The sequence below is a fragment of the Sphingobacterium hungaricum genome (assembly GCF_015210005.1).
GTDB lineage: Bacteria > Bacteroidota > Bacteroidia > Sphingobacteriales > Sphingobacteriaceae > Sphingobacterium > Sphingobacterium hungaricum.
Genome location: NZ_MU158698.1, coordinates 2,683,654 through 2,704,273, shown reverse-complemented (window position 1 = coordinate 2,704,273; position 20,620 = coordinate 2,683,654). Strand labels below are relative to the sequence as shown.

Here is a 20,620-nt window from a genome sequence, read left to right as displayed (position 1 = left end):
AAATTGTTTTGTATTTAAACCCCACGAAATTATAAGGGTAAATCAGGTTCAATAACTACAAAAATACAAAATAAATTCCTCGTTATTAATATCAATACGACAAATTCCACCTCTCAATGCCAAACCCTACCACTTCTCTAAATACAGAGCTTGTCTGCTATAATTTTAGGTTTTCATCAAAACTCTAAACAAAATAAAGCATGCTTGGTTCCGATGGGTTTTTTAGCTTCTATTTTATAGATAGCATTATAATAGACAAGCTTGGATACGATTATAGGTTTCTGGTGTTTAAAAAATATATTTTTTCTTCAATGCTATTAAATTCTTATTTTGGATATATTTTTTTTAAATCAGAAAGGTGTTTTAAAATTAGAGAAATTATTACTTCTATTCTCTGTAAAGAATAATCAGCCTCAATCTCTAATTCATTTGTTGCTGTTTCTATTTCACTTAGTGTTTCAATATAAAATTTATCCATAAGAAGCTTTAAATACATTCAATAAAATGATCTTTAATAAGGTATATTACCTTTTCTTAATCTCAAAACAACGTTTTGAATTTGTGGCAATAAGAGCAAAACAACAATTACCAAAATCACACCTGTTAGCATCCAGTCGTAATAATCTCTAGTAGCACGAGCCAATATTTGATGAGCTACCATTTGATTAATATAGCCTGAGGATACTGCTTTTGAAGTATAGATATCGCTACCGGCATTCGCATATTGATTTTGAATATCCAGTAAGGTAGCTGGTAATTGTGGGTTCATTTCTGTAACTGCTTCCCGAATCTTTTCGCGAACTCCTGATTTTGCAAATAATTGAAGTTCGTTATTCAGTGCCAGACTAGCTGTAAACCCAGTAAACCTAGCCAATATGCCGATAAGCGATGCATTGATAGCAATTGCTGGCGGTGCTGATGCAGCTGTAAACGAAACAATAGGGACAAATAAGACTCCTGTTGCCACACCATAAATAAACATTGGTAAAATGAAATCAATTGTTTCGCCCTGTACAGAAACAAATAGTATCATATAAGCATAGTAAATCGCCATAATTCCAAAGCCAACAATAATCAATCTTATCAGGTTATAACCCATCAATACAAATCTGGAAGTAACGAACATACCCAGTGTAGTCCCAAAAATTACAGCCGTCCATATCGGAATGGTGCTCAGTGGGTCATTTCCTAAAATCACTTCAAGATAGCCGTAGGCAAGTCCAGTGCTTCCTTTAAAAATATAAAATGTAAAAAGTAGTAATAACCCAATGACAAAATTCTTTGTCTTGAAAATCTGTAAGTTGATTAATGGTCGTTTAAGCTTCAATTCTCTAATGATGAAAAGCGAAAGAATAATTAGATTGACTACACTAAGCGTAGTGATTAATGAACTACCGAACCATCCGGATTGTCGCCCGTAAACTAGTATAAATCCCAAGATTAAGATAAAAGACACATAAAACAGATAGCCCATCCAATCCACCTGATAAAGTGGAATCTTTTTGGTAAATCGAGCGTTACTGTTCATCGTAAGCAAAATGGTAATTGTTAGAATGATAAGTATGATAATAAATCCATAGAATAGCCAGTTAAAATCAAAGAAATGAATGACCAAGCTGGTAAAAATTGAATAAAAAGGCACGGCAATCTGTATGCTGCCATACAGTATGCTAAAAGCAATCACTCGGGCACGTACAGACTGTAACATAGGAAAAATGAGTTGTAACACAATTCCTGACATCAATGCACAGGTAATTCCTTGAAAGAACTGGCAAATAACAAACAATGTCCAATCTTTCAAATGAAAACAGATCACAGAGCAGATGGCATTTATGGCGAGGGCAATCAGTAAATATTTTCTTGGTGCAAAATATTTTACAATCCGAAAATCAAGTGCGAGGAAAGCTACGGTAGAACCATAGATAACGACCATCCCATATTGTACGTCGGTAGGCTGTATACCATAAAATCCCATCGTTGCAATCGGACTACTATAAAAAGCGAAGCTAAACAGACAGGTCATCAGAATGGCAAATATGACGGATCTCGCCACCCATTCAGAAACCCAGGATTTGAAAACAGGTATTTTATGTGCTTGCATAATTAATCTTTTATAACATAAACATTGGCATTCATTCCAGCAGAGAGTTTTCCTAATTTTTCAGGTGTATCGATTAGTTTAATACGAACGGGAATCCTTTGAATAATTTTTACAAAATTACCTGTAGCATTATCTGGTGGAAGTAGGGAATAACGTGAACCTGTGGTGGGCGAAAGTGATTCGATAGTACCATTGAATTTTTCATTCGGAAAGGCATCAACTTCTAAGGATACCACCTGTCCGATTTTGAAGTTGCCAATCTGTGTTTCCTTAAAATTTGCAACCACCCATTTTTCCTCGACTTTGTTCACCAGAAAAGCCAGTGTCTGCCCAGCTTGTATCAGTTGACCTTCCTGGATAGTCTTTTTACCAATTTGTCCATCAAAAGGTGCAATGATAACCGTGTATCGAATGTCTAATTCCTGTCTTTGAACAAGTGTTTCTTTAATTTTTATCTCTGCCTGTACAGCATTATGTTGCGCTCTAAAATCATTCAGTTTAGATTCTGCTACTTGTAAAGAAGCTTTAGCCTGATCATAATCTGACTGTGCAATGGATAAAGAAGCACTGATGTTATCGAATTTCTGTTGTGTGGTAGATTCATCTGCTAGTAAATTTTTATAACGGTCAAATTCTTTTTGCTGTTGGTTCAATCTCGCTTTCGCCCCTGCCAATTGTGCTTTTATAACTTCAATACTTTTAAGTTGTGTTTCTTCGTTCGCCGTCAAAATCGGTAATTTGGCGTGTGAACTCATGAGCTCTGCTGATGCAACATCTTTTTTCAGTCCATACTCGTCCAACTCAATGACCACAAGCGTATCGCCTTTTTTAACAAGCTGATTGTCCTTGTAATATATTTGGCTGATATAGCCACCCACTTTTGCGTTTATCGGTGAAAGATAAGCATCTACCTGTGCATCATTGGTCTGCTCATAGCGATATCCTTTTAAGAAATAGGTAGCTCCCCAAATAATGATCCCTACGAATAATGCGATACCAAACCATTTGGTTAGGCTTACAATAATTTTATCTTTTTTATTTTTGTTCATAATATTTGTACTAAAGAATTCCTATGATTGCCAAAAGTCTGATATGGCTTACTTTTACGCTTGTCTGTGCTGTTGTCAGATTGAATTTTGCTTCCAATAAAGCGTTTTCTGCTTCCAAAAGGTCGGTTAGTAGCGATTCCTGATTTAGGTAGCTACTTTTGATAACACGAACGGTTTCGGTGGTTTTAACGATATTTTGTTCTGCCGTTTCCACGCTCTCCAGAGCCTGTTTTTGCTGTAAATAAGCTTCTTTTACCTGAAGAGAGATTTCGTCCTTCTTCATTTCTGCTTTTTCTTTAGCCTGATTGCTGACAACCTGGGCACGAGCAATAGTATGTTTACTTTTGTACAAATTATCAATCGAATATTGTACTTTAATTCCTGTCTGACCAAATCCCCACAAGTCATTTGAATACGGATAAAAGGAAATCTGTGGATAGTTGTAATTATAGTTAGCGTACAAAGCAACTTTGGGCAATAGCGTAGATTTCACTTGTTTTACATTCAGTTCGCTCCATTTGATGTCACTAGCAGCAATTTTGTATTCAGGAGATTTGTTGAAAGCAATGTCTACATAGTCATTGTAGTCACCATCTGTGATAGCGTTTAATTCAATTGCATCTTCGTATTTGATCGCTAGCTTCATATCATTTTCACGTCCCATCAGTATATTGAGCCGTTGTTTAGCTAATTCAATCTTCTTTGTAACATCGGAAAGACTTAGTTCCAGTTGAGACAATTTCACAGAGGTTCTCAGTACATCACTCTTTAATACGGTGCCGTTTTTATGCAGACTTTCTATCAATCTCAATTGCTTTTTTTCTGCTTCAATCTCTGCATTTAGAAAATCATAGAAATGCAAGAACTTATACAAATCAAAATAAGCAACTGCGACATTATATTTTACACTATGCTTTTGCAGATCAACTTCATGTTGTTTTCGTGTCTCTTCTTCCTTTTTCATGGCAATGTTTCTTTTGTCTTTACCACCGTTGTAAAGATTAAAGTTCAAGTTGTAACCTACTCCGTACCCATAGCCTTTTACAGGCACATCCTGTGGAGAAGAAAATAATCCATTGTCGTAAATCAGAAATTTGGAATTGAGTTTTACGTCTCCACCTACTGAAAGTTCAGGCAACAAACGGTCTTTGGCTTCCAATATTTCTATTTTACTTTGCTGAAGATTTAGGTCGGATAGTTTAAGCTGTCGATTGTTCTTTTCTGCAACTTTCCATATTTCTTCCAAACTTAAGGGGTGGACGTTTTCTGCATGCTGAGCATAAATGGATTGTTCAAATAACAGCAACAGTATGCCCAAAATCGTAACTGTTTTATATTGTTTCATTAGTTTTGCTTTTATAAATGATTGGTTCTTTATTTTTCTTTGCTAACCATTGTTTTAGCATATTTTTCAACTCATCAAAAGCAAAGCTTAAATCGACCGTTGGCATAAAGGGACTGGAATAGGCATAAGCCAACCCGTAGATTTTTGCTTTATCAATTTCTTCATCTGTACGAAGTAATTTATGTTGAGATTTTTTGCCTTGTATTTCAAGTTCAAAATCTTTGTCGGGTTTTATGATTTTACGTTTCATAATTTTTTACTATTATTAAAACAGCAAAATTATCCATCGCAGCAATCTATGCTTTTATATAATTAGCCTAATATTTACTATATTTGGCCACATGGGAATCCTTAGCCAATTAATAAATAGTGTAGATAAAAATCCCGATTCAATCCTTGTGATGCGACAGCAGACGGAACAGCGTTTGCCTGCTCATCAGCATGATAAGGCTCAGTTGTTATTGGTCTATGGAGGAATTGCTTATTTACAAACAGAAACAAAAGATTTCTATATTCCGTCTAATCATTATATATGGATACCCAAAAACTACCCTCACAATCTGATGTTTAATACACAGGATTTATACATTATAAATATTTATTTTCCAGATGGAAAAGCAGATAGTTTTTATGATGAACTGGGTATTTATCCTGTTAGTAAGCTTCTGGCAGAAATGCTCTCATTTAGCGAGAAATGGCAAGGTGATTATTTTAAACGTTCATGGGAATTTGAGTTTTTAACTACAATTAAAGGCGTATTATCAAAGGAAAACCTCGAAAAATTCTCCATTCAACTTCCTATAACTGACGATAAAAGGCTCAATGCCATAATCGACGGTTTTAGAAATCGATTAAATGAAAATCTAAGTTTAGATAGTATTGCTCAGCAATCGGGAATGAGTGTAAGAAGTTTGACCAGATTATTCCAAACGAAATTGCATATCACTTTTGTTCAATACTTAAAAATGCTTCGTATTATTAGAGCAATGGAATTGATTAATGATACAGATTTGAACATGACGGAGATAGCTTATGAAATAGGATATTCAAATATATCTGCGTTTAGCAATAATTTTCAGCAACTAACTAATATGAGACCTACTGAATTTAAAACCAAATAAGAACGGCCGCTGCTGGACCATTATCAGAAACCTATGGGGAGTTAGATCGTCCCACTACAAAACTTAAGATGAAGATAACTTTGAATTTGGGATATGTCATCAGGGCCCGTGAATTATTGTCACTTGAGGATGAGGTTCTTAAGGCTTATTTAAAAGAACAATCACCAAAGTCTTAATTGTCTCTCATTTGGGCTTGGTCAAGTAAGGCAGTGAAAAATCAATGATACTGATAACATCTCGACTTTTTATTTTGAATGCCTCATACCGTTACCTGCCATGTTGAACTTGGAAAAGAAATAGGAAGGGCTAATTCCTCTATGAATTTGTAGTCCGTTCTATCTGATATCTTTTACAACAACCTTATATAAAGCAAGATGAAAGAAAGCGTTATAGAAAAGATTTCAATGCTAGTAACCAAAGGGGTTGAGTCAGAAGCCGAATGCATATATATGCTCGCACAAATTAGAAAGCACATTGAACAGCATCGAATCGAGGGTTATTGGAACTTGCGTATGTGTGCCAACTGGACGCTATACAGCCAGCTGGACAACAAAACTGTACAAGGTTTCCTCCGAGAACTGAACGATTTTCTTGTTGATGCCGAAACCCATGGCGAATATCACATAGCCCAATATCCCCTACTTAAAAAAAAGCTATCGTTTGTTACCTCTTTACAAGAAGAGTTATCCGATTTCCTGAATGCGGTAGGTATCAAATCGAAAATCCATCCCGGCAATTCAACATTTCGTAACTTGTTACAAATATTCGGTCAAGTGATTGAGGATACTCCTTTGGTTTGCAAGCCGAATTCTCCACTTTCACATATAAGCGAAGTGACCTTTTCAAGGCGGAAAACGATATTCGAAAATGAACAATCTCCCTAGCTTTACTGGAAGATAAAAAATGGAGACAAAGCTGTTCTACTTATAAAGTCGAACATCCTGTCCATCCCATTCGGCGTAATTGAAGTTACTACTGAAGCCTTTGCTTTCGTGACGAACGACAACGGGTTATAAAAAAAGAAGCGCAAGTTATTAGAAGGATGCGCGAGTCGTTGTGCTGCGCTTTCATTTTAACAACATTTCTAGTTGAAGTAAATATTCCTGTCTAGGAATGCTCGTTTCGTTTTCCCATGCAAGGATAGTAGAGCCATCAACATTAAGAAGTTTTCCCAGTTTCTTATTGCTAAATCCGTTTCTCCATCTATAAGCTTTTATTCTTCGTGAAAGTCTTGCTTCATCAAATTCAAGCGGACAATAACCTAAAAAATTAACTATTCGAGGAAAGTATTGGATTTGTGGCTCGCACCTATTTCTTTCCCAATTGGTAACACAGTCTTCTGTAACCCTACAGATTTTCGCTACATCCTTCTGGAGCAACTTTAAATCCATACGCTTCTTTCTTATATGTTCGCCTATTGAGATTGGGGTTTCAGGGTAGTCGAAACCCCTCGGTTTTTCGTTTTGGTCTTCAAAATGCGTACAAGGCAACGCAGGAATGTGGTTGTGTTACCATATTCAAGATTCAATCTTGGTGGGGCAATGAATAAACTCTCAAGGTTCTCAAGCCAGAGGGTATATAGAGTTTATATAATGAAATTTTTCTTGTTCATAGTATGTTGTCGGTTGGCTTAACGTACAATTAATAGTTTGTAAACACTTTTGTAACATTATATATTTATGTTTATTGAGTTAAACCCTCTTAAATGAAAACATATTTTATACCTTTTGTGGCCGTAGTGATCGGCTTAAGTTCATGTAATCAAAAAACTAACAGCAAGGATGAGTGCGGTAGTGGACGTGCAGATACATCGCAAGTTAAAGCTGAACTTAAAGGCCATTCTGATTTTAATCTTGATCAGGTTCTTGTGTCCCAGCAGGAGGTTGGAGATTTTCCGTATTTGTCTGCTCCGTCGGGATACCGACACGGGGACGACAAGGAAAAAACCTTGGAGGAGAAATATTTTTTCCACAAGGATAGCCTGATACAGAAAATTAGTGGCAAATATTTTCATACGGCTGTCTACCAAGAGGGCGATGTTTTCGAAGACACTTATGTAGTCAACGAATACAAAAAGGCTATTGAAAATTTGGGAGGAGTCGAGGTTTATTCGGGAGGGCTTCCCTCAACGGCTTCGGATCTGATCGAAAAGGAAAAGCCTGCCTACGTATCAGACATGTACGATCCAAGCCCCTATAAATACAAACAATTCCTGATCCGTACACCAAATGAAAATATCTGGATCGAGCTGTGCCATGGCCTTAATGCTAATCAGATTGACCTGACGGTGCTCAGGGAAGAGGTCTTAAAAGAAACCATACAGTAAAACCAGAACGAATATGAATACAATCATTATTACGACAGACTTTTCGGAAGCAGCGATAAATGCTGCCCGATATGCTGCAGGATTGGCAAAATCAATTGGAGTTTTGCGAATTGTGCTTTACCATTCGTATGACAATGCTCCAGCAGTTACGGATGTTCCAGTGGCAGAGACGGATACAACCCTGGCGCATGAAGGAAGCCTATTGGCGCTTGAGATTGTGGAAAGGGAAATCGGGTTAGTATTGGGAGATGATCCTAAGATTGCGATTGAGCTGGTGGCTAATGGGTTGTCATTGGAGCTTGGGGTGGAGCAGCTTGCCGAACAATGGCGGGCAGGCCTGGTGGTGGTGGGGACAACTGGAAAAAGTGGTCTGGAAAAGTTTTTTGTAGGGAGCAATACTGTCGGTTTGGCTTCATCCTGTCCGGTACCTTTGCTTATCGTTCCGAAGGAGGCAGAATTGGGTTCGATCGATAAAATTGTGTTCGCCTGTGACCTGAACCAGGTGACCAGGAGTACACCGGTCTCGGAAATCGGCTGGTGGCTGGAAAAATTGGGTGCGAAGCTGTTGGTGCTGAACGTAGCGCTGGAAGGCCGGCGGTTTGATCCCGATATGATCCCCGAGCAATATAAGATGCATGAATTGTTGGATGGCTTCGGACCTTCGTACCATTATGAACAGGGTGAGGACATCGCTGAGGAGATTGCGGACTTTGCAGAGGATGAGGAAGCAGGCCTAGTGATTACCGTGCCGAAGACCTATGGCTTTTTCGAAGGGCTGTTCCGACGTAGTGTGAGCAAGCGATTGTTGGGTAAGACGGAGGTGCCATTGCTACTTCTCAAAGAAAGGGAATGAGGGATATTTAAAAAGAAAAATTATTATCGATGAAATCACCTGGAAAAGTTTTAATGCAATTACTCCTTGCTTTCTTGTTGCATAGAAGCATCTTTTGCTCAGACAGTTTTTGATGGGGTGTAGTTTTTCCAAAGATGTATCCTGCGGAATTGACAGTATGGAACAGGATTTTCTTTCCGATGCAATCCAGGCTTTGAGCGGGTGGCTGTTATAATTAATTTTCTGCAGAAGGGTTAATCGTTGGGGTGTATTCAAATCTTGAAAACAGGCTAGGCTTGCGAAATTGCCAAGCCTGTTAAAAGCTATTCGATTATTTTTGAGTAAAATCGTCAAGCGTTTGCTCCATTGGTTGTCCAGCAATATCCGCTGCATCTTCCATGGTCATTTCCATGATAAATTTATCTTTCGGAATACGGAATTTCTTCATATTGACTAACCAATCATTCTCCGTTTCACGAAATCCCAAAGGCAAAATCACAGTAGTTTTATATCCAGTTTCTTTTAACTTTAAAAGGTCATCTAATTTTTCGGCAATAAATCCTTCCATTGGAGTAGCGTCAACCTTTTGTTCCGCCGCTGCAGCAATCGCCATAGCAAAAGAGATATAACTTTGTTTTGAGGCATGATGGGCCTGCCATTCTTGTCCTGCTTCTTCATAAAGGTTTAGAATGGTTTTTCTGTACGAATCCATCGTGCTATGAGGTAAATTCCGCTCATCCATCATATCGTTAAATACACTGGAAATCCGCTCATCTGTGTATCCGTCCCATGCTACCCAGATCAAAAGATGCGAACAGTCTGTAATCTGGCTTTGATGATATGAAAATCCTTTGATTTTTTCCAAAAGAGTCTTATCAGATATTACAATGATTTTATACTGTTGCAAGCCAGAAGAAGACGGTGCTAACCTTGCAGCTTCCAAAATATATTCCAGTTTTTCCTGCGGAACCACCTGTCCGTTCATCTTCTTTGTAGCATAACGCCAATTCAAGTCGTCTATTAAAGCCATATCATAAGTTTTAATCATTTAAAGCCCTAAAATTAAAATTTAAATGTTTACTTTTAACACTAAGTATATAAAAGTAACAGTAACTTTTGAGTAACTTTGTAACTTATGGCAGACGATAAATTCCAAAAAGAATGTAAGAAGAACATTATGGCAGTCCACGATGCAATGGATGTGCTTAATGGCAAATGGAAAATATCTATTGTTGCCTCCCTCTGTTATTATCATAAAAGACGGTTTTCGGAAATCCTAAAAGACCTGAACGGAATCTCAAACAAAATGTTAAGCAAGGAGCTAAAAGACCTAGAAATAAATAAACTTATTAGGAGAACCGTTTTAGATACACATCCTATCACTGTTCAATATGAATTAACTGAATACGGTCAAAAGTTGCAGTCCGTAATTAGGGATCTTACCGATTGGGGTGCTGAGCACCGAAAAGAAATAATCGGGAAATAACTATTTTTCTACTATTTGGCATCTTATAATAATTATTCGTCACCTAGTAATAATATCTTTCTGACAAGTGCCCCTATTGGCGTCTGGACACTTTATATTCTTGCAATTACTTCTATAGAAGAATTGCGGTCTGGCAGTTATGATGCTCTTCTTCGACTGTGAATACTGTTATCGAAAGCGCTATCCTTCGTCAAGCTGAAGGTATTCAATCACTTTTCCATCATTTTGCTCTACTATAAAGCGAATGCCTGTACTTACTCTGTTAACGGGAATAATTACTCTCTTAGAATCCTTTTCAAGAATTTCCCAATAAGCCCCAAGGTCATCTACAACGAAGATAGCATCTACTAGGCGAGGTATTTCCAACGCTTCGGGACCAGTAACCGATCCGAGAATTACAAAGCGGTCAACCATTTTCAATTGGTAGCCATCGTGGGAAGCTGTAATACTCACCCCCTGACCGGTAATTTTTTTATAGAACTCGACTGTGCTTTCAAAATTCTCTATAACTATCGGCAAAACAACGGTTTTAATTTCCATATTCTATTTGTTTAACTTTGTAACAAAGGTATCCCAATGGTTTTGGGTATGCAATAACTCAGTTTTTTATTAGTTACGAAATGACAAATATGCTAAAGAAAACCTCTACTTATCAGGAAAATAAAAGAAAGCTATCCGATAGCTGTAGTGTTAACGACACCTTGTCGTTCATAGGAAAGCGGTGGCTTATGACAGCCTTGTATGAGATCTCTCTGGGATGCGATCAGTTTTCCACGCTTAAAAACAAAATTCCGGGTATTTCTGAACAGATGCTTGCCTCAAGGATAGAGGATTTAGTAAAAAAGGGATTGATCGTTAAAGAGCAGATTCGCAGTACTACTCCGGTACAGATCGCTTATTCTATTACGAACAAAGGTTCAGATCTCTTAAAAGTTTTGAATACCTTGGACGAATGGACTAACATATGGGAATATCCACAGCAGTGAATGTTCCATTATTCTTATTATCAGTATTTAAGTTAAGAAATGCTTGCCGATTTTATTCATTTGTTCAGAAGCGGTAAATTTTGCATATTTGGTAAACTTGTTATTGACCAAGCATGAAATTATAAACGTTTAGCTTTTTGCCAATACAATTATTCAACACAATATTTTATGACTAAAGAACCAAAACCACAACAATGCAAATCGATATACATACACATACAAAAAAAGTAAAACAAGGCGACTCTGAACATCGGAATATTGACGTTGACAGATTTTTGGAAATAATTAAAGAAACAGATGTAAAAATATTAGCTATAACTAACCACAATCATTTTGACCACGACCAATATATTGAATTCAAAAATAAGGTTGACGGAATTTGCCAAATATGGCCAGGTGTAGAATTTGATGTTCTTGAAGAAGGAAGAAGAGCACATTTGATTATTATTGTAAATCCCAAAAATTCGCAAGCATTTAACGATAAAGTTGGAGAAGTTATAGGGAATTCATCTGTCGACACTTTTGCTATCAGTATTGATGATGTTATAAGCAAATTCGATACTCTTGATACGATTTTTATCGCACACTACCATTCAAAAAAGCCAAATTTAACAGACACCGATGTCGAGAAACTTGTGAGTTTAGTTTCAAATAAAAAAAGAGTTTTAAAAGAGGCATCGAATTCCATTTCAGCAGGCATTTATATCAACCACGGACACAATTCTATACACGGTTCAGATGTTCATAATTGGAACGATTACGGAAACATTGCTGAAAATTTGCCCGAATTGAGGCTTCCTGTCGAGAGTTTTGAACAGTTTTGTTTATTGTTAGATAAAGATGATGCAACTATAAAAACCATTCTTGATAAAAAAACCAAAGAAACTATCCAAATAAATCCGTTTGGAGTTGCCGAGTTGATAAATATTGATATTTATAATGACATCAATATACTTTTTGGTTCCAAGGGCACAGGTAAAACGGAAATTTTAAGGGCACTTTCTAACTATTATAATGGTATTGGATTTAGGACAGACGTTTATGAATCAAATGCCAAGAGGCTTGATGTAGTTTTTGATTTGAAAGGAAATCAATATAATGTTGATACAGAAAGTTTAGGCATTGATAATTGTTCTGCTGAATTTACTTTGCTAAAAAACGCAACAGAGAAAAACATCACTAGCCTATCAGCATATACACGCTATTATTCTGCGGAGGCTACTAATAAAATATCCAAAAACATCAAGATTGACAAGTTTACTCAACTCGATGAAAATTCGTCTAAAAGGAGTTTTGAAGAAATCAAAGATAACTTAAAAGAAATTCGTGAGTTTAAGGGATACTTTAATAATGATACAAAATTACAAGCTGTTATTGGGGATGAACTTTTCCAAGAATTAGACGATGTTCTTTCGAAAATCATAGACAAGGTAAATTCGGAATCAGAAAAGAGAATTATTGACTACAAAAGCATAAGTTTATTCAATAACCTTATAAAACTATTTGTATCTGAAATTTCAAGAAAAACAGGACAACCTGAAAAACCTATAAAGACTGGGTTTTATGAATATGCAAGCAATCGAATTGCAATTGAGAAAGATGTTAGAAAAATTCTTGAAAACATTTCTAAACCAATTGAAGCACAAATTGAATATGTAGGAGATTTAGGTGAAAAAGGGAAATTGTATTGCACTACCAATCTAATCTCTCAAGATGGTAAAATAACAGATAGCAAATATAAGCATATGTTAAGCACGACTAAAATTCCTCAGAAATTGGTCGCTGCACAAATTGAAATTATCCACAGGCATATATATTCTAACGCATTATTTGAAAAAATTACTGAGCTTAAAAACATTGAAAGTTCAGAAATGGTAAATTCAATTGACGATTTACTGCTTTTTTACAGGCATTTTACTTTAAATGACCAAGTCTATACACCATCAAATGGAGAATCTTCAATGGTTCTTTTGCATAATGAATTATTGAAAGACAAAGAAATATATCTAATTGACGAGCCGGAAAAAAGTTTAGGTAACGATTATATAAGTGATGTAATTGTGCCGTTAATTAAGGAAAGGGCAAGAAGTGGCAAAAGAGTAATTATTGCAACTCACGATGCAAATATTGCTGTAAGGACGTTACCATACAACTCAATTTATAGAGAACACGATGTTAACGGCTATTGCACATATTCGGGAAACCCATTTTCGAACAGCTTAGTCTGTAATACAGGACAAAAACCTAACTTAGATTGGAAATTAATTAGCATGAAAACTTTAGAGGGCGGGAAATCTGCTTTTGGTGAAAGAGGTAAAATATATGCAAACTCATAACGCAACTATTGATAGAAAAGAATTAAGTGCAACATTAAAGCTTGCACTCGGAGAAACTGTGTTAGAGATAGTTTTGACTGAAGACAGACCTAACGATGTAAAGAGTGTATTCAACAAGTTATTGGAACAACTTAAAAAGGGGGAATTTGAATTCAACTTGACTGACGATAAAGAAGATCTGTATCACCACATTTGCAAAGAATACATAACTCAACTTAATGCAGAACTAAAAAGTACATATAGTGAGTTACAGGACAATGGGTTAATACAACTGAAGTAAGATTGTGCCTAACAAAATTTGCTGCGCATTCTCCATATCATTTGTAATGAAGTAGCATAAAAGCACTAATTATTCTTATGGTAAACTATTTACATCAAACACAACATCCTCAATTAAATTATGAAGCATTTTTTGAGGTTATGCGTGATTTTAGAAAAGGAGGGTTAAATCCCAATAATTATGATGAGTTTATAACGTTTGTGAGAAACTTACCACCAATTGTATCAAGAAGTGACACTGACTATGGTGTTTTTAAAAAATTCAATTTGACAGATTTGAATGAAGATGATTTTCAGATTGTCATAAGAGAATTGTTTAGAAGATCGGAAGAAAACTCAAAAAGATGTTGGCATCCAGAGGCAGGTGTACAAACATGCAAGCTTGATAAAGCAGGAAATATTTCAATTAGTGCAGCGCATTCAATCCAGAATAATCGAGTTCTCAGTCAAATTGCGAAAGATGGTCATGTGATGACCTATAAAAAGACTTCGCCAGGATTTGATGGTAAATTAATTGGCAAAAGTTTAGCGTCGGTATTTTGGGGATTCTGTAACACGCACGATGCAATATTTAAACCAATTGAAGTATTGCCCTATACCCAAACTGCAGAACAAAATTTCCTTTTCGCATATCGGGGGTTTATCGTAGCAGCTCACAAAAAAATCGAAGGAAGTTACCTTGCTAATTTTGGAGATCAAGCAGACAATGACATCAAGGAAACAAAAAAAATATTTGATAAAGCAATTCTTAAAAAAGATTACAATATAATCGAAACAAAAATATTCGAACTTCCAGTTTTTTATCCTATAGCAGCCTCTTCCAGCTTTTATTTAGATTTCGATTTTGAAGGCAATCAGATCCCTCATTCAGAAAATAGAATGGAATATTTATATGTTTCGCTATTTCCAGATTCTAATAAGACATATTTTCTAATAAGCTATTTTAAGAATGATGTTAAGTTATATGAAAAAGTATGTTCACAAATTGTAAATAGAGGAAAGCTTAAATCAGATATAACAATTCTTTTAGCAGGCCACGTAGGGAATATTTATTTTGAACCCGTATATTATTCGACTTTTATAGACAATCAAATGGCCTTAATTGAAAAAGCTTTGATTGATGCTCAATTCGATTATGGCATATTTAATGGAAGCAACAGTATTTTGGAAACGTTTAATTTAACACCGAATGATTATCTTAAGAATCCTTATGAATTAAATTTTTTCGGATATTAGACACTCATTGTCAGCTTTATTCAAAACAATATGCCTATTAGCGAAAAAGATATACAGCTCCATATATGGGGGCTAAGAGATAATTGGGTTAATTTGATTCAGCCTGTAAAATTTCCTGAACCAAACCATTTCATAGACGGGGAATATGACATATGGTCATTAAATCCCCAAGATGCCTTTTTAAATATAATCTATAGTCGGCTATCTGACTTAGATAAATATACACGCAAAACCGAGCTGATTGGGTGCGAGGTACACTTAAAAAAGAACTCAGATTCAACAATTCGAGCCGACTTATTATGCTGTTCAATTGGGAGAGGAGGTTTTGGAATCGTTGAAATCAAAAAAAGCTCGCAAACAGAAAGACAAGCATATACCGAATTGCTGGGGTATGGCAATCACATACAAGGTCTATTTCCGGGTATGTCTACGGAGGACTTGGTTTATATCTTAATATCCCCTATGGAAGAAAGGATTGTACGAGAAGCCACATTATTAAGTCTTCTTAATGACGAAAAACCGGTATATTGTTTGGTTCCTAAGTGGGTAAATGATGATATAACCACACTTAAATTACATCCGTGGATTCCATCTAACGAAGACTTGGTTAAAATTTCAAATGGAATGTTCCATCCTTCCAATATTGACATATTTAAGCTGACTTGGGATTACGTTGACGACTGGAATTATTTACCACCACAGCAGAATCCCGAGCCACATATGGTCGATACATTAAATAAGCTGTCCATATATGCTGCACAAGTGATGGAATCAAAGCACATAACGGGTTTCGTTTATGCCTCACAACCTTGGGCAGAAATGCCTCTTCTTCCTAACTCTTTGATTATAGCTGGTATTAACCCATTTAAAGTCAGCAAACTGCTTCATCTAATAAGAACCAAACGACTTGATATATATAAAACAGAAGATTTGGATACGTCAGGCATTAAATTGAGTAATATATTGCCAGAAATAGATAATACTCACAATAAATCCAGTGAAGACTATTTGGAAGCCTTTTCGACTGCTTGGACTAATACTATTGCGGGCATTTCCTTTGAAACATTTAAAACCATGACTATAAATTCCGAAAATGAAACCTTTGAAACTGACCATGGTTCAATGACTTGGAAACAATATCAACGAATCCTAATGGAGGACGTTTTTGTACATAATTATGATGTAAGACCAACGGGGCTTTTAAGAAAATTATTTCAAGCATATCAAGATATTGATTATAAATATTTGACAAAACATAGTTATGAAAATCATCCGTTTCATGAACATGGTGACATTCCACGCTATGGTATAGACAATTGGTATGATATTAGATATTTTCGAGAATTTCTAAATCGTCTATTTGATCCAGTATATAACTACAGATTTGATATAAATGATGCAGAAACAGATAGAAAAAGTGAAGACCCAGATTGACAGCAGTTTGTTTTATTGATTTCAAACTTTCCGAAACTGCACTCTAACCTGTTCTTAATTAAATTCATATTTATAAACCGCCCTTGATCTTGATGGTCAAGGGATAAATTACTCCATGAGATCTTTCGCAAATAAAATATTTTCGAAATCCTCAATAAAGTTCGACATTTTGTACATTTGCGTACCCAACGTGAAAAAGAGGAAAAATCCAGTCCTAATTCTGGAATTCCTCTTTTTTTATTTGATATAATCTGCTGAAAATAAGCGATATACAAAAACACTAAATTTATTCTCTCGGTTCGACATTCATTAGTTTTCTTGCTATAACTCAATCCTTTAGGGAACAGCAGAAATTGTATACGTTGCTTGGTATTGTAGTCTGCCGAAACCCACTTTAAAGGCAATTCAAGCGCGAATTTTATGGTGAAGGCTATACTTTTTTCGAGGTTCGACACTTGTCGCGACAGCTTAGTCAACTTATCCTGTATTTCCTCTTTTTCCTTTACATAACGAGTTCGATATTTGTTATACAATTCTTTATTAATCTCTTCCTCTATATAGCGTTCTTCCAGCCTAATTATCTTTTTTTCAAGATCCGAATACTCCTTTTGTAAAAGCTTATAATCATCCTGCTTATTAGCGGTGAGTTGATTGAATAAAGCAATGGTCTGTGTTTTAATCAATTTTATTATATCCTTTGCTTCTTCTATTTTAAAAACTTCAAGTATTCTTGCAAACATATCATTGAGATCTTTTGCATTCTTATTGTTGTTACAGGCTTTAGTATTGCATTTGTAGTAATGTATTTTTTTCCTTTTCACAACATAGCCTCTTAAAGGCATTCCACAATGGCCGCAACAAACAAAACGTTTCAATGGGATAGCTACATTCTCTTCATTGATGGTATAACCATGTGCATTATCTTTCATCAATCCATTCACACGAAGAAAGACTTCTTTAGAAATAAGTTGCTCGTGATTCCCTTCCACCACTCGTCCTTCCAACATATTGTGTACTATCAGACCACAGTAAAAAGGATTGTGTAACACTCTAGATATCTGCATACGCCCAATATTAAAGCCCTTCTCAGCAAGCCGATGTCTAATAACTTCTCCTGTTAAATTTTCATTTGCTTTCCACTGAAATGCCTGTCGAATTAAGCGTCCTACTTCATTTACAACTATTTTTCTTTTTCCATTTAATTTAGTTACATCGTAACCAACCGGCGGTTTTGTTGGCCAATCTCCTTTGAGAAGCATTTCTTTTATTCCTGCCGTGCATTTTTGTTTACGAAGTTGGTTATCAAACTCGCCAAATAGAAAAAGCATTTTCTGTTGCATCTGTCCAGATGCATTAGAAGTATCAATCGGTTGAGTTACGGATACGATCTCTATCCCTAGTTTTCTCAATTCATTTGTGAGCCATATCGAATTATCGTTGCGTGAGAAACGTTCTAAACTATACACCAAGATATAAGAAATTTTTCCTTTGTATTTTTTTACAAACGAAATCATGGATGTAAATTGCTTTCGTTCATCATTTTCTGCGCTTTCGTATGTACCGCCAAAAGTATTTACAATATTATAACCCATCTTCTCAGCATACAATGTACAAGATTTTAGTTGGGTTGCTAGACTTAAATTATCAGCTTGTTGCTGACTACTAACACGCGTATATATAACACACTCTTTAGACCTTTTTATCGATTTCGGCGCTTTTTTACCTTTAGCAAAACTTTCAAAAACAAGTGAGTCTGACATAAAATAAGTATTAGAAATGTTTTAACTAATTATATTCTAAAATACTAAAAAAGATCTTTAATCAAGATTAGATTGTTCTTTTTTGTAATAATCAAGTGCAATTTCGACAAAGATTTTAATGGTACGGACGACCTCTAATGCCTGTTCATCAGAAAAATCGGCAAACGTTGGAAGCGATTTCACTTCTTCTATTGTAATATCATTTTTTCGCGCATCATGCTTCTCCATCCTATGTTTCATTAATCTCGTATAAAAAATGGCTACATTATATAAAAATCACATTAATTTGACTATCTCGTATAACCCCTAAACGTTTCACGATCTATAGAAAGCAATGTAATTTGCATTGCTTGAAAGACAACATATTCTATCTGTTCATCTCCCAGATCTGATATAATACCATCATAACCAGCTTCAAGCATCATTTCATGTTCTCCTATACTATGCAGGCTACCGTACATATCATGTATTTTTCCAAGACTAATCTCATCTTTAATAAGTTTCAATGCGGTATTGTTATCAATCTTCTCACAGGTAAGCATATTCCAGATTATGGATGCCTGACTTTCATCGTTAAAAATGGAATGTAACCTCAAGTCTAGCGGATTTTTCACTTCAAGATTTGCGGTGATAATCGTATCACCAAACAATAGTGCATTTTCTTTTTTATCCGCAAAGAAAAAGCCGTGTACAGTATTATCCCAAGCGGTATTGCTTCCTCTAAAAGAATCTTCAAAGCGTTCAAAAAAGGCATGTGTACCATGATAGAATATCATGGTGGGATCAATTTTTAGTCTGGTATTCGCATCCATAATATTCCAGATTAAATAATTCATTAAAAACGAACGCTAAGTGATCGCCTGTAGCGATAATTGACCACGAGTATGCCCGTTTTAAATTTTTATTCCTCCATAATAGATATGAGAGTGAATAGCCTTATTCTGTCTATTTAAACTACTTGGAAGTAATAGAATCAGAGCATTTCTTCAATCGTGAAATCTACGAGCATCCCATCTATCAATAGCGTTATCCGACATTTAATCCCAGGCTGACCGATGCTATCTACAGGAAAACGCTTGCCGTTTAAGTGACAGTAAGGTGATGAAGCTTCTAGGTTCAGTGTTGCCATACCAGATCCCCTGATCCGGTCGATCCGTTGAAATATTTTTTTCATATGATTGTTATAAAAAAGTTATTTTTCCGCTGATGTATTGTCATCCTCAGCGTTGTGAATTCAAACGAGGTGTTCGAATGCACGGAAGTTGGAGGTCAAAGAAGTAATGATGTATTTGAACTCCTCATGTGCGAAATAAAGACTAAGGTCATTCCACAGCACAGATGTACCCAGCTTTAGCGTGGTACATCATGCGTGGGAAGTCCCGAAATACTACAGGGACAAGGAAATCTTATCTCGATCTCTTCGGCGCCTGCTGTTGCTCAGGAGCCTGCTCCCAAGGTAGGGGCTCTTTCTGCTGTCCAGCTTTTAGATCAGTAGAAGTTGCTACAGCTTGACTCGCATCTGCTTTCTCTTTTGCAGTTCTTTCAGGAAAAATTGTTTCATCACGCACCTCAGTCCTATTTTTATCGAAAATATCAATAGTCTTCATCTGTGGATTTGCTACAATAGAAACGGGTAAGGTTTTTTTACCGACCAATAGATCAGCATGCAGATAGTTTCCATTTTTTAGTGTATTTATCGCTTGTTGAATCTTTTCAGGTGTATCCAAACCTTTTATAGGGTATTTACCTAATGCACCAGCAACATCGTAGCCATATTCCGGACGAAAAGTTCGTAGTGGATGGTTGCCATACGCATCCGTTACATCGAGGTTGAGTTTAAACCACACACTCACTTTCTCGGGTTGTTTACCTGGTTGCTGGTTTTCATCTCTTGGACGTAGCGGAACCTCTTTTTCCAAGGCGAGTCCTGACAAGAGTTTATGCGCCTGTAAAGCTGTTATACGATGATCTCTAGCCAGATCAAAGGTCTGTGAGACGGCAACAGGGTTATTTGCTTTCCTTAACGTAACATCATAATTGTTCAGAAAATACATATCACTTTCTTTCGAGCGATTGAAGTTGATCGTAAAAGCAAGGTGATCGGTACGAGTTGCGTTAATATCCTTTGTATCCAAAGGTCTGCGTTCGCTTCTAATACCAAGGCTAAATGCCGGCATTTCACGCCTGATCGCATTTTCCAGTACATCATTAAGCTTTGAACCGAAGCCCAGTCCATCAAGCGTCTTCTTTAAATATTCAAGATTGTTCTCATTCATAGTTATTTGATTTTGGGATTAAAAATTGTGTTTAAAAAGTGTCATCTGTCCCT

The 20,620-nt window shown here is 36.1% G+C and carries 24 protein-coding genes; 10 read left to right on the top strand and 14 right to left on the bottom strand.

All coding sequences use genetic code 11. From position 1 onward, the window contains the following. Positions 1–176 precede the first annotated feature (176 nt). From C4F49_RS18030 to C4F49_RS14950, 6 genes are read right to left on the bottom strand one after another with little or no spacing between them, the layout of a single operon-like run. Positions 177–272, bottom strand: a complete 96-nt coding sequence (locus tag C4F49_RS18030) for an RteC domain-containing protein (RefSeq protein ID WP_231388377.1) — start codon at positions 270–272, stop codon at positions 177–179. A gap of 53 nt (positions 273–325) precedes the next feature. Further along, the gene (locus tag C4F49_RS18025) at positions 326–478 is read right to left on the bottom strand and encodes a hypothetical protein (RefSeq protein WP_231388327.1); all 153 of its coding nucleotides are present in this window, start codon (positions 476–478) and stop codon (positions 326–328) included. 33 nt (positions 479–511) lie between these two features. Beyond that, positions 512–2,101 carry an MFS transporter gene (locus C4F49_RS14965; protein ID WP_196936648.1) on the bottom strand — a complete coding sequence of 530 codons (1,590 nt, stop codon included), beginning with the start codon at positions 2,099–2,101 and terminating at the stop codon, positions 512–514. A gap of 2 nt (positions 2,102–2,103) precedes the next feature. After that, positions 2,104–3,150: an HlyD family secretion protein gene (locus C4F49_RS14960; protein ID WP_196936647.1), complete on the bottom strand. Its 1,047-nt coding sequence runs from the start codon at positions 3,148–3,150 to the stop codon at positions 2,104–2,106. Positions 3,151–3,160: 10 nt separating this feature from the next. Further along, positions 3,161–4,495: a TolC family protein gene (locus C4F49_RS14955; protein ID WP_196936646.1), complete on the bottom strand. Its 1,335-nt coding sequence runs from the start codon at positions 4,493–4,495 to the stop codon at positions 3,161–3,163. After that, entirely contained in the window at positions 4,482–4,745 is a 264-nt protein-coding gene (locus C4F49_RS14950; protein WP_196936645.1) for a hypothetical protein, read from the bottom strand. The genes C4F49_RS14955 and C4F49_RS14950 overlap by 14 nt, the downstream gene beginning before the upstream one ends. 91 nt (positions 4,746–4,836) lie before the next feature. On the opposite strand from C4F49_RS14950, the gene C4F49_RS14945 reads away from it, so the two are divergent. Continuing rightward, on the top strand, positions 4,837–5,616 hold the full coding sequence (locus tag C4F49_RS14945) for a helix-turn-helix domain-containing protein (protein ID WP_196936644.1): 780 nt from the start codon (positions 4,837–4,839) through the stop codon (positions 5,614–5,616). Between the two features lie 374 nt (positions 5,617–5,990). Next, a complete protein-coding gene (locus C4F49_RS14940; RefSeq protein WP_196936643.1) occupies positions 5,991–6,500 on the top strand; it encodes a hypothetical protein in 510 nt (169 codons plus the stop codon). A gap of 183 nt (positions 6,501–6,683) precedes the next feature. Here the strand turns inward: C4F49_RS14940 and C4F49_RS14935 are convergent, their stop codons facing one another. Next, positions 6,684–7,007, bottom strand: a complete 324-nt coding sequence (locus C4F49_RS14935) for a helix-turn-helix domain-containing protein (RefSeq protein WP_196936642.1) — start codon at positions 7,005–7,007, stop codon at positions 6,684–6,686. Positions 7,008–7,345: 338 nt separating this feature from the next. Between C4F49_RS14935 and C4F49_RS14930 the strand changes: the two genes are divergently transcribed. Both C4F49_RS14930 and C4F49_RS14925 read left to right on the top strand, forming a co-directional pair. After that, positions 7,346–7,942, top strand: a complete 597-nt coding sequence (locus C4F49_RS14930) for a hypothetical protein (RefSeq protein ID WP_196936641.1) — start codon at positions 7,346–7,348, stop codon at positions 7,940–7,942. Positions 7,943–7,955: 13 nt separating this feature from the next. Next, a complete protein-coding gene (locus C4F49_RS14925; protein ID WP_196936640.1) occupies positions 7,956–8,795 on the top strand; it encodes a universal stress protein in 840 nt (279 codons plus the stop codon). A gap of 310 nt (positions 8,796–9,105) precedes the next feature. On the opposite strand, the gene C4F49_RS14920 is transcribed toward C4F49_RS14925, so the two are convergent. Beyond that, positions 9,106–9,804, bottom strand: a complete 699-nt coding sequence (locus C4F49_RS14920) for a nitroreductase family protein (protein ID WP_196936639.1) — start codon at positions 9,802–9,804, stop codon at positions 9,106–9,108. 105 nt (positions 9,805–9,909) lie between these two features. Between C4F49_RS14920 and C4F49_RS14915 the strand changes: the two genes are divergently transcribed. After that, a complete protein-coding gene (locus C4F49_RS14915; protein WP_196936638.1) occupies positions 9,910–10,260 on the top strand; it encodes a winged helix-turn-helix transcriptional regulator in 351 nt (116 codons plus the stop codon). 180 nt (positions 10,261–10,440) lie between these two features. Here the strand turns inward: C4F49_RS14915 and C4F49_RS14910 are convergent, their stop codons facing one another. Continuing rightward, positions 10,441–10,779 carry a hypothetical protein gene (locus tag C4F49_RS14910; RefSeq protein WP_196936637.1) on the bottom strand — a complete coding sequence of 113 codons (339 nt, stop codon included), beginning with the start codon at positions 10,777–10,779 and terminating at the stop codon, positions 10,441–10,443. Positions 10,780–10,880: 101 nt separating this feature from the next. On the opposite strand from C4F49_RS14910, the gene C4F49_RS14905 reads away from it, so the two are divergent. From C4F49_RS14905 to C4F49_RS14885, 5 genes are all read left to right on the top strand, one after another. Beyond that, complete coding sequence (locus tag C4F49_RS14905; protein ID WP_336244705.1) at positions 10,881–11,246, top strand: winged helix-turn-helix transcriptional regulator; 366 nt, start codon at positions 10,881–10,883, stop codon at positions 11,244–11,246. 194 nt (positions 11,247–11,440) lie between these two features. Then, positions 11,441–13,582 carry a hypothetical protein gene (locus C4F49_RS14900; RefSeq protein WP_196936635.1) on the top strand — a complete coding sequence of 714 codons (2,142 nt, stop codon included), beginning with the start codon at positions 11,441–11,443 and terminating at the stop codon, positions 13,580–13,582. Beyond that, a complete protein-coding gene (locus C4F49_RS14895; RefSeq protein ID WP_196936634.1) occupies positions 13,569–13,862 on the top strand; it encodes a hypothetical protein in 294 nt (97 codons plus the stop codon). The genes C4F49_RS14900 and C4F49_RS14895 overlap by 14 nt, the downstream gene beginning before the upstream one ends. A 77-nt stretch (positions 13,863–13,939) precedes the next feature. Then, positions 13,940–15,097, top strand: a complete 1,158-nt coding sequence (locus C4F49_RS14890) for a hypothetical protein (RefSeq protein WP_196936633.1) — start codon at positions 13,940–13,942, stop codon at positions 15,095–15,097. A gap of 30 nt (positions 15,098–15,127) precedes the next feature. Beyond that, positions 15,128–16,531: a hypothetical protein gene (locus tag C4F49_RS14885; protein ID WP_196936632.1), complete on the top strand. Its 1,404-nt coding sequence runs from the start codon at positions 15,128–15,130 to the stop codon at positions 16,529–16,531. Here the strand turns inward: C4F49_RS14885 and C4F49_RS14880 are convergent. From C4F49_RS14880 to C4F49_RS14860, 5 genes are all read right to left on the bottom strand, one after another. Beyond that, positions 16,474–18,291, bottom strand: a complete 1,818-nt coding sequence (locus tag C4F49_RS14880) for a recombinase family protein (RefSeq protein ID WP_196936631.1) — start codon at positions 18,289–18,291, stop codon at positions 16,474–16,476. The two genes, C4F49_RS14885 and C4F49_RS14880, sit on opposite strands and share 58 nt — an antisense overlap. 57 nt (positions 18,292–18,348) lie before the next feature. Then, positions 18,349–18,531: a hypothetical protein gene (locus C4F49_RS14875; protein ID WP_196936630.1), complete on the bottom strand. Its 183-nt coding sequence runs from the start codon at positions 18,529–18,531 to the stop codon at positions 18,349–18,351. Between the two features lie 50 nt (positions 18,532–18,581). Continuing rightward, entirely contained in the window at positions 18,582–19,103 is a 522-nt protein-coding gene (locus C4F49_RS14870; protein WP_196936629.1) for an ADP-ribosyltransferase-containing protein, read from the bottom strand. Between the two features lie 161 nt (positions 19,104–19,264). Beyond that, positions 19,265–19,420, bottom strand: a complete 156-nt coding sequence (locus C4F49_RS14865; protein ID WP_196936628.1) for a hypothetical protein — start codon at positions 19,418–19,420, stop codon at positions 19,265–19,267. Positions 19,421–19,697: 277 nt separating this feature from the next. Next, positions 19,698–20,567, bottom strand: coding sequence for a hypothetical protein (locus C4F49_RS14860; RefSeq protein ID WP_196936627.1), 870 nt, complete (start codon positions 20,565–20,567; stop codon positions 19,698–19,700). Positions 20,568–20,620: the final 53 nt, after the last annotated feature.